General features: G+C 65.0%; 10 protein-coding genes and 1 tRNA gene. 5 read left to right on the top strand and 6 right to left on the bottom strand.

The window, feature by feature from the left end; all coding sequences use genetic code 11:
• Positions 1-197: 197 nt before the first annotated feature.
• Both B4V04_RS11920 and B4V04_RS11915 read left to right on the top strand, forming a co-directional pair.
• A complete protein-coding gene (locus tag B4V04_RS11920; protein WP_498231888.1) occupies positions 198-1,139 on the top strand; it encodes a 2-dehydropantoate 2-reductase in 942 nt (313 codons plus the stop codon).
• Between the two features lie 324 nt (positions 1,140-1,463).
• Positions 1,464-2,435, top strand: a complete 972-nt coding sequence (locus tag B4V04_RS11915; RefSeq protein ID WP_498231886.1) for a TatD family hydrolase — start codon at positions 1,464-1,466, stop codon at positions 2,433-2,435.
• Between the two features lie 323 nt (positions 2,436-2,758).
• Here B4V04_RS11915 and B4V04_RS11910 read toward each other — a convergent pair whose 3' ends face one another.
• Positions 2,759-5,605 (bottom strand): UvrD-helicase domain-containing protein, encoded by a 2,847-nt coding sequence (locus tag B4V04_RS11910; protein ID WP_498231884.1) that lies wholly within the window; start codon positions 5,603-5,605, stop codon positions 2,759-2,761.
• Positions 5,602-8,187 (bottom strand): PD-(D/E)XK nuclease family protein, encoded by a 2,586-nt coding sequence (locus B4V04_RS11905; protein WP_498231882.1) that lies wholly within the window; start codon positions 8,185-8,187, stop codon positions 5,602-5,604. The genes B4V04_RS11910 and B4V04_RS11905 overlap by 4 nt, the downstream gene beginning before the upstream one ends.
• A 343-nt stretch (positions 8,188-8,530) precedes the next feature.
• Between B4V04_RS11905 and B4V04_RS11900 the strand changes: the two genes are divergently transcribed.
• Positions 8,531-9,277, top strand: a complete 747-nt coding sequence (locus B4V04_RS11900) for a hypothetical protein (protein ID WP_498231880.1) — start codon at positions 8,531-8,533, stop codon at positions 9,275-9,277.
• A gap of 784 nt (positions 9,278-10,061) precedes the next feature.
• On the opposite strand, the gene B4V04_RS11895 is transcribed toward B4V04_RS11900, so the two are convergent.
• Together B4V04_RS11895 and B4V04_RS11890 are read right to left on the bottom strand one after the other, a co-directional pair.
• Positions 10,062-10,136, bottom strand: a tRNA-Glu gene (locus B4V04_RS11895).
• A 145-nt stretch (positions 10,137-10,281) separates the two neighbouring features.
• Positions 10,282-11,346 carry a M20/M25/M40 family metallo-hydrolase gene (locus B4V04_RS11890; protein WP_498231878.1) on the bottom strand — a complete coding sequence of 355 codons (1,065 nt, stop codon included), beginning with the start codon at positions 11,344-11,346 and terminating at the stop codon, positions 10,282-10,284.
• Between the two features lie 128 nt (positions 11,347-11,474).
• On the opposite strand from B4V04_RS11890, the gene B4V04_RS11885 reads away from it, so the two are divergent.
• Positions 11,475-11,765: a hypothetical protein gene (locus B4V04_RS11885; RefSeq protein WP_498231876.1), complete on the top strand. Its 291-nt coding sequence runs from the start codon at positions 11,475-11,477 to the stop codon at positions 11,763-11,765.
• A 101-nt stretch (positions 11,766-11,866) separates the two neighbouring features.
• A complete protein-coding gene (locus B4V04_RS11880) occupies positions 11,867-13,015 on the top strand; it encodes a zinc-dependent metalloprotease (protein WP_498231874.1) in 1,149 nt (382 codons plus the stop codon).
• 16 nt (positions 13,016-13,031) lie between these two features.
• Here B4V04_RS11880 and B4V04_RS11875 read toward each other — a convergent pair whose 3' ends face one another.
• Positions 13,032-13,499 carry an OsmC family protein gene (locus B4V04_RS11875; RefSeq protein ID WP_498231872.1) on the bottom strand — a complete coding sequence of 156 codons (468 nt, stop codon included), beginning with the start codon at positions 13,497-13,499 and terminating at the stop codon, positions 13,032-13,034.
• Between the two features lie 62 nt (positions 13,500-13,561).
• Complete coding sequence (locus tag B4V04_RS11870) at positions 13,562-14,056, bottom strand: CBS domain-containing protein (RefSeq protein ID WP_498231870.1); 495 nt, start codon at positions 14,054-14,056, stop codon at positions 13,562-13,564.
• Positions 14,057-14,151 lie beyond the last annotated feature (95 nt).

Below are 14,151 nucleotides of genomic sequence, written 5' to 3'. Positions count from 1 at the left end.
TCGGGGGGCGTTCTGACCCAACAGCCGCTCGCTGTTGAAGTGCTCTTCACTCAATCACGTGTGACGACGTCTTCAATATCTAGGCCATCAGCAGAAGAGCTTCGATCGGTGCGACGAGACAAGCGTTAACACGACCGGTCCGAACCGTACTGAACGATGTCAGACCCCAGTCCGATTCCGACGGAGAGTGAGCGCCGATGAAGGTCGCGGTGTACGGGGCGGGCGGCGTCGGCGCGTACTTCGGCGGGCGCCTCGCTCGGGCCGGCGCAGACGTCCACCTCATCGCACGAGGCGACCATCTCGACGCGCTCCGTCGCGACGGTCTCCGCGTCGAAAGCGTCGACGGGGACTTCTCGGCGAATCTGCCCGCGACCGACGACCCGGCCGACGTCGGCCGCTGCGACGTCGTGCTGTTCACGGTCAAATCGTTCGACACCGAGGCTGCGGCCCGGGAACTCGGTCCGCTCCTGGACGACGACACCGCCGTCATCTCGCTGCAGAACGGCCTGGACAACGAGGAGACGCTCGCCGCCGAGATCGGCCGGGAGCACGTCGTGGGCGGCGTCGCTTACATCTTCTCGACGATCGCGGAGCCGGGCGTCGTCGCACACACCGGGGGCCCGACCAGCTTCACCTTCGGCGAACTCGACGGCGCGCGCAGCGACCGTGCCGAGCAGTTCTTAGAGTGGTGCGACCGCGCCGACGGAATGGAGGCCGAGCTGTCCGACGCGATACGGACCGACCTCTGGGAGAAGGCCGCGTTCATCTGCGCCCAAGCCGGGATGACCGCGGCGGTGCGCCTCCCGCTCGGCGAGATACGGAGCCACGAGGAATCCCGGGAGATGTACCGACGGATCGTCGAGGAGGCGTGTCGGGTCGGCCGAGCCGCCGGGGTCGAGCTCCCGGAGGGGACCGTCGACCGGTGGATGGAGTTCGCCGAGGACCTCGGCGCGGACTCGTACTCGTCCCTCCACTACGACATGACGCACGGGAAGCCGATGGAGCTCGACGCCCTCCACGGGACGGTCGTCCGGCGGGGTCGAGAGCACGACGTCGCCGTCCCCATGAACGAGGCCGTCTACGCGATCCTGCAACCGTGGGCGCAGCGAAATCGGTCGAGCGAAGCCGACGGCTCCTGACTACGGTGTAATTCGAACCGAATACGCATCCCGTATTCAGCGGGACTGCTAAAACCTATCACTAGTCGAGGATTCCAACAGAGCCAAATTCGCATAACCACGAGACGCTGCTTTCAGCAAACTGTTAAGCCGTTGGCGGGGTCAGTTATGTTAACACATGACAAAAAATATCGGCCAGATCGAGAACGGAGCACAGAGCGGGATCCGAGGCTCACCAACACGCGCACACCATCTCGATGAGAAGAGGCGCAACCCTACGTCGACATATCAGCAGAGTGAGCGAGACAAGCCCAGACAGTTTGAGCGTCCCGAGTGGCGATACCGATGAGTGGACCGTCGAAACGACCGATAGGCGACTCGCCGGAAGCAGGGGCAGCACCGGATCCGGTCGACATCCCGTGGGTCGACATTCACCAGCACACGCAGTCGTTGACGTGGAATGACCGCGAGAAGTTCGATCTGAGCGGCGGACAGGCGGCGGTCGCGATAGCGGCGGGGTACTATTGGGCACCGTATCGGCCAGTGAGTTCCGATGATGTCCGGTTTCTGTGGGATGACGCACTTCGGCGGGCCGCCGCGTTCGATCACCGGCACTTCTACGATCAATACGTTGCCGTCGGGATTCACACGTGGTCTCGAGTCGAGAACGCCGACGAACTCGTCTCCGTGCTCCCCGAGTATTGTAAGGACGAGAGGGTGATCGCCATCGGTGAAACAGGGATCGAGTCGACACAACACACCGTCTCTTGGCCGTTGGAGGATCAAAAAGAAGTCGTCCGCGAGCAGTTTCGCGTCGCACGCGACACGGGACTTCCGGTGCTGGTCCACACGCCGGGGTCGAGCAAAGGCGATGTTGACCCGCGACATGTCCAGAGCTACGAGGAAGGAAACCGCAATTTCACGGACCCGCTGTTATCTTCGGACGACCCGAAATCGGAGGCCGTTGAAATCGACCTCGCACTCGCCGACGAAGTGGGATTGTCCGAGGAGCAACTCGTGATCGATCACGCCGGTCAGAGCGTCCGGGACTTCGTGTTGGAAAATACGGGGTGTTACCTCGCGTACAGCGTCAGTGCACCGTGGCTCCGAGGGATTGATGCCCGCGATATTGCCGCAGCGATCGACGCGCACGGTAGCGACCGGATCGTCGTCGACACCGACCTCATCGGCGCGATGGACAACGACCCGTTCGTGATGAAGCGGACGATGCTCGACCTGCTCCGTCTCGGCGTCGATCGCGAGGACGTCCGTCGAGTCGTTTACGAGAATCCACGAGAGATACTGGATCTAGCGTGAACCGCCTCGGGGTCAAGTCCCTCCCACTCGAGTTGCCTAAACAGTACCCGCACCGTTCGGGCTGTATTTTGATATAGGTCGTGACAACTGGTCGTATATCGAAACGAATTCTTCAGCACCGTCTCGACCTCAGCTGAAGAGAACTAGAGAGATATCGGACCTCGTTTTGACGACTCTACTCGGGGAGGCGCCGTCATGAGGGGGTTACAACATTCCTACCTCGTCATCATGTACGCCGACAACGTCAACAACGACATCTCCGGCGGGCGACGCGGCGCGACCCTCCTGATTTTCGTCGACGACCAGCCGAACCCGGGAGACAGTTACGCTTGGTGTGCTCGCACGAGGTCTTTGAGTTCGGATTTACTTAGCGGGTCGATCTCACGGCGGTCACCGTCGTCCGTATAAAAGATCGACGCAGTAACTGATCGGTCCGGGTACTGGTCGGCGACGACGTGGTAGTAGATGCTGAGTTGCTTCCGGTACTCGTCTTCTGCTCGGGTCGTCCGGTCCGTCTTGTAGTCGATGATGTCGACGCGGTCGGGTGTTACGTGGAGTACGTCGATGATCCCGCCGATCGACGCGGTGTCCCCGTCGACAGTCACCGGGAGGAACGCGTCGATCTCCGCCAGTGTCTCCCCGTCGAGCGAGTCAAGCAGTGCCTTCACGTGTCGTTCGTCCGGGTTGTCCGCTTCGACTGGCTCGCCGAGTGCGTACCGTTCCGCGAAGTCGTGGACCGCGGACCCGAACTCCACGCCGCGACCGCCGGTATCCCCTTCGAACACCGAATCGTCGATGAACGTGTGCGGCGAGAAGTTCGTCGGCCCGTCAGTCGCCGGGATGTCAGCCGTGAACGGCGAGTGGTCACGCGCCGGCGGCTCGAACCCCGACAGGTCCGGGTCGACGGCCTCGACGGCGACCGGAAGCGCGTCGAGGAACGCGTTCGGGTCGGTGCCGCTCGTGAAAATGACGTGGCTTTCGGCGCGCGTGATGGCGACGTAGAGGAGTCGGCGTTCCTCGTCGTAGTCCTGCGGGAGACACGCGTTCAGCACGTCCGTCCGCCAGTCGTCGTAGACGTACGGAACGCCGTGGGCGGCGTCTGAGAACACCTTCCGTTGTCGGAGCCCGATCGGGTCGGTGTACGCGATCGTGCCCGCGCTCCCGCCGGTCGACGGGAACGCGTTCGCGTTCATATTCGCCAGGATAACGATCGGGTATTCGAGCCCCTTCGTCGCGTGAATCGTCTGGACGGTCACCACGTCCGTCCCGGCCCCGGCGTCGACCTCGTGCGTGCTGCCGTCCGCGATCGCTCGCTCGATGAATCGGATTAGTTCGCCGCGGGTGAACGTGGTCGTGCCGTGGACCGACTGGATCGCGTCGAGCACGACGTCCGCGGTCGGGCCGTCCCGGTCGTACCGATCGAACACGCGGCGTGCGACGCCGCCGACCGTCTCCAACTCACGAAGCTCGTCTCGGAACGCCACCATCGCGTCCGGATACGCCTCGCGGTCGATGACCGCGTTCGCCTCGTCGATCGTGTACCCCGCGTCTTCTAACGCGAGCGCCCAGCCGCGGTCGGCGTCGCGTTCGAGGATCCGGAGCCACGCCAACACGAGTTTCGCCGCGTCGGTCCGGAACACCTCCATCCCGCCTTCATACGCCATCGGGAGCTCGTACGCGTCGGCCGTGTCGAGCAGTTCACGACCGAACGCACGCGTCCGCGTCAACACGGCGATATCGCCGTACTGCGGAGCACGGGGCTCACCGTCGTCGCCTTCGACGGCGTACGCGTCGTTCCCGACGACCGCGTCGACTTTCGCCAGGATCGCCTCGTGTTCGTCGGCGCTGGTGAGCGCTTCGATGCGCGTGTCGTCGCGGTCCGTGTCGGCGTCGAGCGGCGTCACCGCCTCCGCGATCGCCTCCTCATCGAGCGACTCGCGTTTCGTGGCGGTGGCCGTCAGCGCGCGCGTCGAGAAGTCCAGGATCGACTGCGTCGACCGGTAGTTCCGCGTCAGTCGCTTCTCCTCGATCGGCGTCGTCGGGAACGTGACGCGGTCCGCGTCGCGGTTCAACGCCGCCGCGAACCGATCGAGGCGGTCGCCGAACTCGCGGATGTTGTCGACGTCGGCGTACTGGAAGCCGTAGATGCTCTGCTTCCAGTCACCGACCACGCAGACGTTGTTCGTGCCGGCCAGCAACAGCATGAGTTTGAACTGGATTTCGCTGGAGTCCTGGAACTCGTCGACCATCACGTACTCGAACCCGAGGTCCTCTCGCAGGCCGTGATCCTCGCATAAAAGCACGAACGCGAACAGCTGGAGGAACCCGAAGTTCAGGTAGTTCCGCCGCAACGCGAACGAGAGATACGAGTGATACACGGCGTGCACGAACCGTTTGAGCTCGGTTCTGTCCGCCTCGAACGCCCGGGCGGCGACGCTTTCCGGGACATGTTTGCCGTCGCCGCGTATCTCCGATTTGTCCGGGGCGTCCGGCAGGTACGTTTTGTCTTGTCCGTACCGATACAGCTTCGACCGCAGCCTCGACTGCTTGCCCCCGTCGTTCCGCGGCTCGTTCAGCTCGGCGAACAGCGACTGGAACGCCTCGAACTCACCGTCGAGATGTGACTCGCCGTCGCGGTACCAGCCGTCAGCCGTCGGGAACACGCCCTTCGCCGACAGCTCCTTGATCAGGTCCAGCAGCTCCGCCGGCTCCGACAGCGCCGCGAGGAACGCGTCGTACTCCGGGTGCGCGTTGGTGAACTGCCCGGTGAACTCGCGGAACAACGCCTCCTCGATGATCTCGTCTTCGACGATCCGCGTCGACCCGGTGATCGTCTCGTCGACCCCGAGATGCGTCGGCGCGTCGTGTCCGTGCTCATCGAGGATGTCGTGCGCCAGCGAGTGGAACGTCTGGATCGGTGCGTTCGACAACTCACGCAATCCGTACGTCGTTTGCCGGACGATCCGGTCGCGCATCTCCTCGGCCGCGTTGTTCGTGAACGTCACCAACAACACGTCGTCCGGCGCGACGCCGTCCTGCGCGACGATGTTCGCGTACCGCCGCGTCACGGTGAACGTCTTCCCGGTCCCCGCGCCAGCGTCGACGAGGTACAACCCGTCGGTCGCCTCGATGAGGTCTCTTTGCTCCGGATTCGGCGTCACACCGCTCATCGGTCTCCCTCCAACAACAGGTCCCGGTTATCTACGCGCCGGTAGTTCGGCTCCCCGGCGAGCCCCTCGATCGGGAACCGCTCCGCGCCCGTCCGCCGCCGATTCACCGCCGCCAGCTGCTCGTCGACGAACGACTCGAACGCGTCGAGATCGGGTTCGAAAAACGCCGACCGCTGCCGGTCGGCGATCGCCCGCATCGCCTGCTCGCTCCCCGTCGTCACGTACTTGTAGTCGCCAATCTCGGCTTTCAGCCGCTCGATCATCGTTTGGCCGAACTCGGACTCGATGAGTTCGTCGCTGTCGGTCGTTTCGACGAGCGACGCGGCGTCGAACAACGCGTCGTACGTCGGATACGCGATCTTCGAGAGGACCTTCTGGCACTTGTTCGCTCCCGCTTCGCGCAGATGCTCGAAGAACGCCTCTCGACGCACGTGCTCCGTCACCGACTCCGGGTAGTACGGCACTGTCGTCACCGCCTCCGTCACGTCGGCGTCGCCGGTGATCACGTCGTCGACGAGTTCGGTGACGTAGAAGAACGTGAACGAGAGTCGTTCGTCGGGGGCCTGCGTCCGCCAGTACGTGAGATACAGCGCCGCCTGGAAATCGGGCTCGTCGGTCGGCTCGTCGAACGCGGCGTGTTTCACGATCGCGTTCGCGCTGCGCTTGCTCCCGCTCTTGTAATCGAGCAACGCGCGTTCCGACTGGACGAGGTCGATCATCCCGTTCATCCCCAGTTCCTCGTCGACGAACCGGCGTTCGGTCACCGGTGACGCCACGTCCGTGTCGAACTGCGCGGCGACCGCGTTCTCACCCCCGCTCGACGGCGTGAGAAACGCCCCGTCGGTCGGCGGGTTCGCATCCAGATACGAGACGATCGTCTCCAGACTCGCCCGGTACTCGGTGCGGCGCGTCGCCTCGTCGACACCCCGGACCAACGGCCGCACCGCATCGATCATCAGCTCGACGACCTCGGTGAGCGCCGCGTCGTCGACGACGTCCGGGTGGTTCACGTAGAACTCCGCGAAATCGTGCAGCAGCGTCCCCTCTGTGAGATACGCCTTCTCCGGACCGTCGACCACGCGGCTGAAATAATACTCTCGCGGCGAATTCGCGTGCGTGTTCAGACTCGACTTACTGATCGTCTCGACCGGCTCAGACGACGCCTCGACCGGCTCCTTGTCGAATCCGGCGTCGCCCCGCGGTGCGGACGCGGTGTGATGCGTCGTCGACGGCAGGTCGGCGAACCGATCGAACTCCGCGTCCAGCAGCTCCTCGAAGTACAGACACGGCGTGACCGGCGACCCGCCGGCCGCGTCCTGCACGAGGTAGTGCTGTTGCGACCCGCTCTGAAGCAGTAGTTGGAAGCTCTTCAGATTCCGCGTGAACTGCGCGTCCCGATCCACCCACGGTCGACGCGGCGCGGCATGCGTCCACCGCTCGTCGAGCCCGAGGTGGAACACGACCTCGCGTCCCACGTACGACGCGGATTTCGCATCCGCGAGCAACACTCCCTCGTTCTCCCGATCGACGGGCACCTCGTACGTCTGCAAGTAGAACGCCAGCTCGTCCAGCCGCGCCTCCGTCACGGCCTCCTCCGCGAGCCCGAGCGTCTCCAACTCCGCACGGAACGCGTCGAGCGACCCGCCGGTACGGCGTTCGAACACCGAGAGCGCGTCGGCGAACGCGTACGACCCGATGTCGTGACACACCTCGATCAACCACGACACGCCGTCGTCGTCGAGTTCGTGCAGTCGTTTCTCCGCGTCACGCTCACCGACATCATACCCGACGGCCGTCAGCAACGACCGGACCTCACCGACCCGCGTCTCGGTCCCGCGGAACGCCGTTCGGAGAAACTGGAGGAACAACCGGTGGTCGCTGCGGTCCGTGAACCCGGGCCCGCCGAAAAACGGGATGTCAGCCGACTCGAGCGCCGACTCGATGAGCGGCGAGTACTCGCTTTCCTGATCGAGGACAATCCCGACGCTCTCAGCGGTCCCCTCAGCCACGGAGTCGACGACCGCCTCCACGATCGCCGTCGGTGAATCGTGGATGCGGAACGGCGGCACGTCGAACGCCGCGTCGGTGAACAGACTGACCGTGTCGTACTCGGCGGGCAAATACGACCGTTCGAGCTGCGTGAGCATCGCCGGCTCGACGACGACGACGTCCAACTCCGGGTCGATGGTCTCGGTCGTCAGCCTCATCGACGCCGTGTCAAGCTCCGCGATCCGCTCGACGGCGCGTTCAGTCGTCGCATCAGCGTACGCGTCGTACTCCAGGATTGCGTCGTGCGACCCTCGGTGTTCCCAGCACTGCAGGATGTTCCCGACCGCGTACGCACACCGCTTCCACGACAGGTCCTCTGCGGAGATGATATCGAGGAACGCCAAGCGGTCCTCGGACTCCTGCCGCCGACCGGCCGCCAACCGCCGCGGTGGAATCGCGAACGGCCCGAGATGCGTCCGATCGAGCTGCCGGTTCAGCGCACTCGCAAGCGGCCCGTCAGGCGTAATCACCCGATCGTACGACCGGACGTCACGATAGAGCCGAGACGGCGATTTCGCACGGGGAACTGACACACCACACGAAACCCGCGACACCGGTTAAAAGTTTGTCAACCACCCTCACTCACCACTCGACCCCGCACCGTCACCGATACAACGACCGGGCTGTGACGGCCAAAAAATGTCGAGAAATCAGGAGTCGCTCTCAATCCGATTCCAGCTGTACCACCACGTGAACCCACCGGGGTAAATTGGCGTCAACGATGCAGTCTTCAAAGCGAGTGGCGGCTAGCGCACCCGGATGGCGTCGGAGCACCTCAATTAGAAAATAATGCTTATTTTGACAGCCACTCAGGCGTGTTCATGGCGACGCAAACCGGGAATCTCAATGTGATCGTTCGGGGAGAGCTCTCCTAACATGGGGACGCTCGTCCTCGACATCGAAACCGCGAGTCCGTTCGAAGAACCGCCCGAACACACGAACGACACGGAGCACTACGAGTGGTTCGCTGTCAGTCTCGCGTACGCTGACGACGTAGACGAACCGCCAGAGACGGAGGTGCTGTTCCGCCGCGGGAACTGGGACGACGCCTACACGATCGACCTGTACGAACGACTGTTCGACTGGTGTGACGACCGATCTATCGACCGGCTCCTCACCTACAACGGCACGTGGTTCGACGGAACACACCTCCTCGCATGGGCTCACGAGATAGACGCCACGACAACCCGCGAGTTCCTCGCACGCACCGAAGCGTTGTTCGAAAACCATGTCGACGTCGCGCTCGCCGCAGCCGACGAGTATGCCGACGAACTCTGGGACGACCAGCACATCCTCCCCGACTGGAAAGCGTACCAACTCTCGGGAATAGACAACGACAGCGTCTGGTACGACGACTACGAGTTCCCAGCCACGTACCTCTCAGAGATCGACGAGAGCGGCGTCCAAGGCAAGCACGTCGGGCAGGTGCTCGGCGAACGATACGTGGACAACGTCACCGCCGGCATCGAAGCCACGAGCGTCCACCGAGAACTCACGCGACTCCTCGAAGATTACTGCCTCAGTGACGTCACGGACCTCATCGAACTGTACACCGCACTCGGCGGCCCGACGCTCGACGAGACGTACCGTCGAACAGCAGCAGACATCGACCACGGAACCTGACGGTCTGACCCGCGTCTATATTCCGTTTCGGAATTATCCGGAACGCGACCGCCGTCAGTCGGTCATGTTAATTTGAGCGTCGGTTCCAGCAGACGGCGAAGGCTCGGAGCGATGATTCCACTGTCGTCAGATACGCGTTTTCAAACACATTTGAAAATAAATAATTTCTGCGTTTTAATTTTCCAAAGACACGTCAGACAGCATTTATATTTCCGTGGCGGGAGATTTGAAATCGGAGCGAGATTCGTGAGAGCGCAGCTGTGAGACGTCCGCCAGCGTCAACAAGAAACAGCGCATTCCCAACACGGTGTTTCTCTCTGAGATCGCGGAGAAATACCGGGTTAAATTGCTGCTTTTGAACGGTAGAAGAGTCAAAGTAGAGAATTTCATTTGTACGGGAATCTACGGTGGCATACGGCCAGATCCCGTCTGAGTCGATCTGAATCGCGGTGCCATCGACCGCAACGCGATTCGACCTCGCGCCGTCAGCTGGCTGTAGGTCGGCCTTTTGAATTCAGTTGTGGATTGCTGTTCGACTTCGATCGACACCCGACCTCTCAAAGTACTGTTTTGTATTTAGAAGTGATATTACAGCAAGGTGGAACTGAATACCGGCTTCGATCTCTCATGGGATGTCCGTTCTCGCTCCCCAACTCCAAGTCTACCCATTCAGTAGAACCGTTGAGGCGGTTGGATTCGGACGTAGACCATTCGGAACACCGACCGGCTCGTTCTTAACTTAATATCGCCGAGAACCGCCGTTAGAAGTGGGAAGACCGAAGGATGCTCCGGCGGGGATTTGAACCCCGGTCATTGCCTCGAGAGGGCAATATGATTGGCCGGACTACACTACCAGAGCGCACGTCTCTTCGACGCATTTTCGGATACGGCAGGATATTGTAAAACAGTTCCGTTTCGACCGCGCCGTGTCCCGGTTTAGCGTGGCCCGGTTTTTCCCCGACGGCGGCGAGGCGAACGGGCGCAAATCTTGGCCGACGCGACGCTCAGACGTCGACGGCGAACGGGGCCGCCTCGGTCGCACCGTCGGCGACGGCGGCGAGCAGGTCGGCGACCGCGTCGAGGTCGCCGAGATCGACCACTTCCACGGGCGTGTGCATGTACCGGTTCGGGATCGCGACGTTGAGCGACGGGACGCCGCCGCGCGCGGTGTAGAAGGCGTCGGCGTCGGTGCCGGTCCGCGAGCCCGCCGCCTGCAGCTGGACGTCGACGTCGGCGTCCTCGGCCGCCTCGCGCGCGAGGGCGACGAGCGACGGGTGGTTCGCGCTCCCCCGGCCGATCACCGGGCCGGCGCCGAGCTCGATCGGTCCCTGACGTTCGCGGTCGACGTCGGGGTTGTCGGTGGCGTGGGTGACGTCGACGGCGACGAACGCGTCCACGTCGTCGAGGTCGACGCCGACCATCCGGGCGCCCCGGAGGCCGACCTCCTCTTGCACGGTCGAGACGGCGTACACGGTCGCCTCGACGTCGTGCTCGGCCGCGCGGCGGAGTCCCTCGGCGGCCGCCCACGTCCCCGTTCGGTTGTCGATCCCGCGGGCGGCGATCCGGTCGCCGACAAGCTCCTCGCGGTCGGTCGAGAAGGTGACGGGGTCGCCGACCTCGACGTGCTCGCGGGCCTCTCCGGAGTCGGTCGCGCCGATGTCGACGAACTGTCCGGCGATCTCCTCGTACTCCTCGTCCGACGGGTCCCGCAGGTGGATCGCGGTCTGGCCGATCACGCCCTGAACTGGCTCGTCGGCGTGGACCGTGACGTGCTGGCCCTTCGAGACGGTGCGGTCGGAGCCCCCGATCCGGGAGATTCGGAGGAATCCGTCGTCGAGCACGTCGCGGACGATAAAGCCGATTTCGTCGGCGTGGCCTGCCAGAGCGACCGTCGGCGCGTCGGGATCGCCCTCGTGGACCGCGACGGCGTTGCCGTAGGCGTCGACGGAGACGTCGTCCGCGAACCCGCGGACGTAGTCGGCCCAGACCCGCTGGCTCGGGGTCTCGAACCCGGAGGGGCTGGCGGTCGCGAGCAGGTCGTCGAGGAACGTCCGGCCGCTCTCGTGCATGCACGCGAGTGGCGCCGGAGCGAGCAAGAAAGCGCCGGTCCGCGGGTCCGTCAGGGGTCCCCGTCCGCGACCGCGCCGTCGGGGGCGTCGCCGGCACGCATAAATCGTTGCCGTGCGAACGACGAGATATGTCTGATTCGTCATTCACGCTGGTGGAGCTCCATCTCGGCGACGGCGACATCGAGATCGGCCCGTTCGAACTGTTCGGTACGGACGACGAGTCCGCCTTGACGGCCGACTCGGAAGGAGAAGCGCAGGCGGACGACGACGCCACCGACGGCGAGTCCGACGGCGGGGTTTCGGCGCGCTCGGTCGCCGGGCTCCTGCTCGCACTGGCCGCGCTCGTCGCGGTCGCGGTCGGCGTCGCGAAGCTCCGCGGCGACGACGAGGTCCCCTCGGTCATCGCAGAGGACGAGTGACGGACGGACGCGAGCGCTCGCCGCGGGACGAAGGGACGCTCGCCGGCGTCGGCTGACCGAACCGACGCAAGCGATTTGAGTCGCGCACCCGTCTCCTTCGTATGGACATCCTCCGAAGCCTGCGCGCGGTCTCCGAGGCGTCCGGCACGGGCGTCGTCGACTGGGACCGGGCCGCGGCGGCCGCGAAGGCGAGCACGGACCCCGGATCGGTCGCGCTCACGTCGGGCGAGCGCGAGGGGTACGCCACCGACGTCCGGGACGCCCGCACGCGGCTCGGCGAGGTCGCGGGGATCTCGTTCGACGTCCCCGACGAGATCGAGGTGCAGAACCGCCACCACTGGATCGACGCGAGCGTCGACACGTTCCGGAACGTGATGGCGCCGATCGAGGCGGCGGCGGCCGGGCAAGCGGGATCGGAAGGCGCCCCCGACGAACCGGCGACCGGTGGCGACTGGACGAGCGAAGGCCCGCTCGACCGGGTGCCGGACCCGTTCGGCGGGGGGCGAGGGAGCCACGGCGGTCCCGGTGGAACTGGCGGACCCGACGGGTTCGGCGGACCCGACGGCCCGGTCGCCGCGTTCTCGCGGGACGTCTCGCGGATCGCCAACACCGGGACGATGGCGTTCGCGCTCGGCTTCCTCGCGCGGAACGTGCTCGGGCAGTACGACCCCCTGCTGCTCGCGGACGAGCCGGACGCGGAGCACGGGCTCTACTTCGTCCACCCGAACATCGTGCGCGTCGCGGCGTCGCTCGACGTCGACTACCCGCGATTCCGCCGGTGGATCGCCTTCCACGAGGTGACGCACGCGGCCGAGTTCGGCGCGGCGCCGTGGCTCCCCGAGTACCTCGAGTCGCGCGTCGAGCGCGGCGTTGAGGGACTCACCGCCGGCGAGGTGACGATCGGCGGGCTCGACACGGAGGCGTTCGCGGAGCTACAGGCGGCGATGACGGCGGTCGAGGGGTACGCGGAGGTGTTGATGGACCGCGCGTTCGACGACGAGTACGCCGACCTGCGGCGCAAGCTCGACGAGCGCCGCGGGGGCGGCGGGCCGATCCGCCAGCTCGCCCAGCGACTGCTCGGACTGGGGATGAAGCGCAGGCAGTACGAGCGGGGCGCCGCCTTCTTCCGACACGTCGCCGACGCGCGGGGGATCGAGGCCGCGGGCGCCGTCTGGGAGCGCCCCGAGAACCTCCCGACCGCGTCCGAGCTCGACGATCCCGAGGCGTGGCTGGTGCGGGTGGACCCGTGACGGCCGACGCGGCGAGTTAGGACAGATCGAGCGCTATCGGCGTCTCGCCGCCGAGGTTGTCGCTTACCGGACATCGCTGCTCGACGCGAGCGAGCCACTCGTCGCGGGTGTCATCGTCGACGGGATCGCCGTCTCGCGATCGGAGCTCCGCCCGAACCGACGCGCGGATCTCCCGGAAGCCGGCGCGCGAGTCGACGTCGGCGCCCTGGAACTTCGCGGGGTCGAGGTCCCCCTCGAGGTCGACGGTCAGTTCGGCGATTTCGAGCTCCATCTCGTCCGCGACGAGGCGACCGACGATGCTCAGACAGCCGCCCAGCGAGCCGAGCAGGTACTCGACCGGATTGGGGCCCGCGTCGGTGCCGCCGAGCGATTCCGGCTCGTCGATGGCGAACTCGAAGTGGCGGGTCGCCGCGCGGACTCGGGTCCCCTCCTCTAATTCGGTGCGGGCGTCGAACGTCGCGATCTGCTGAGATGAGTCGCTCATACGCGTCGATACGTGCGGTTCGAACATCAACCCGGGAGAGCGTTCTCACGTCGAGAGACCGGCTACGCCAGTCGCTTGTCCCTGAACGCTCGGATGACGTCCTGCCGGGCGATGATCCCGACGATCCGCCCGTCGTCGTCCACGACCGGAACCCGATTGATGTCGGGGTCGTCGCCGACGAGCAGGTCGAGCACCTCGTCGACCGAGGCGTCGGGTGTGACCGTCGCCACGTCGGTGCTCATCACGTCGGAGATCGGGCGGTCGGCGTTCCGGACCATGTCCACGCCCAGATCGAGGTCGCCCCACGGCGCCTTCACCTGATACGTGAGCGTGTCGACGAACGGGGGGAGCCCGATCGGGATCCACAGCGTCTCGTCGTCGGGCTCGAAGAGGTCGACGAGGTCCGACTCGGTGACGACGCCGACCACGCGGTCCTCGTCGTCGACGACGGGGAAGCCGCTGAACTCGTAGCGAGCGAACTTCTTGAACGCGTCGGCGACGTCGTCGTCGGGGGCGACCGTCTGCACCTCGGTCTCCATCAGGTCACGCGCTTGCATACCGTCGCCGAGGCGGTCGGGGGCCGTAGGCGTTTCGACCGTGCGACGCCGCTAGCCGTCGCTGGGCGGTCGAGTCCGATAAAGAAGTGCCGCAA

The organism is Halorubrum sp. B52, from assembly GCF_059752555.1.
This window is presented reverse-complemented; position numbering and strand designations above follow the sequence as displayed.

Coding starts and splice junctions, on each gene's coding strand:
- B4V04_RS11920 (WP_498231888.1), top strand. CDS start 198: ATGAAGGTCGCGGTGTACGGGGCGGGCGGCGTCGGCGCGTACTTCGGC.
- B4V04_RS11915 (WP_498231886.1), top strand. CDS start 1,464: ATGAGTGGACCGTCGAAACGACCGATAGGCGACTCGCCGGAAGCAGGG.
- B4V04_RS11910 (WP_498231884.1), bottom strand. CDS start 5,605: ATGAGCGGTGTGACGCCGAATCCGGAGCAAAGAGACCTCATCGAGGCG.
- B4V04_RS11900 (WP_498231880.1), top strand. CDS start 8,531: ATGGGGACGCTCGTCCTCGACATCGAAACCGCGAGTCCGTTCGAAGAA.
- B4V04_RS11890 (WP_498231878.1), bottom strand. CDS start 11,346: ATGCACGAGAGCGGCCGGACGTTCCTCGACGACCTGCTCGCGACCGCC.
- B4V04_RS11885 (WP_498231876.1), top strand. CDS start 11,475: ATGTCTGATTCGTCATTCACGCTGGTGGAGCTCCATCTCGGCGACGGC.
- B4V04_RS11880 (WP_498231874.1), top strand. CDS start 11,867: ATGGACATCCTCCGAAGCCTGCGCGCGGTCTCCGAGGCGTCCGGCACG.
- B4V04_RS11875 (WP_498231872.1), bottom strand. CDS start 13,499: ATGAGCGACTCATCTCAGCAGATCGCGACGTTCGACGCCCGCACCGAA.
- B4V04_RS11870 (WP_498231870.1), bottom strand. CDS start 14,056: ATGCAAGCGCGTGACCTGATGGAGACCGAGGTGCAGACGGTCGCCCCC.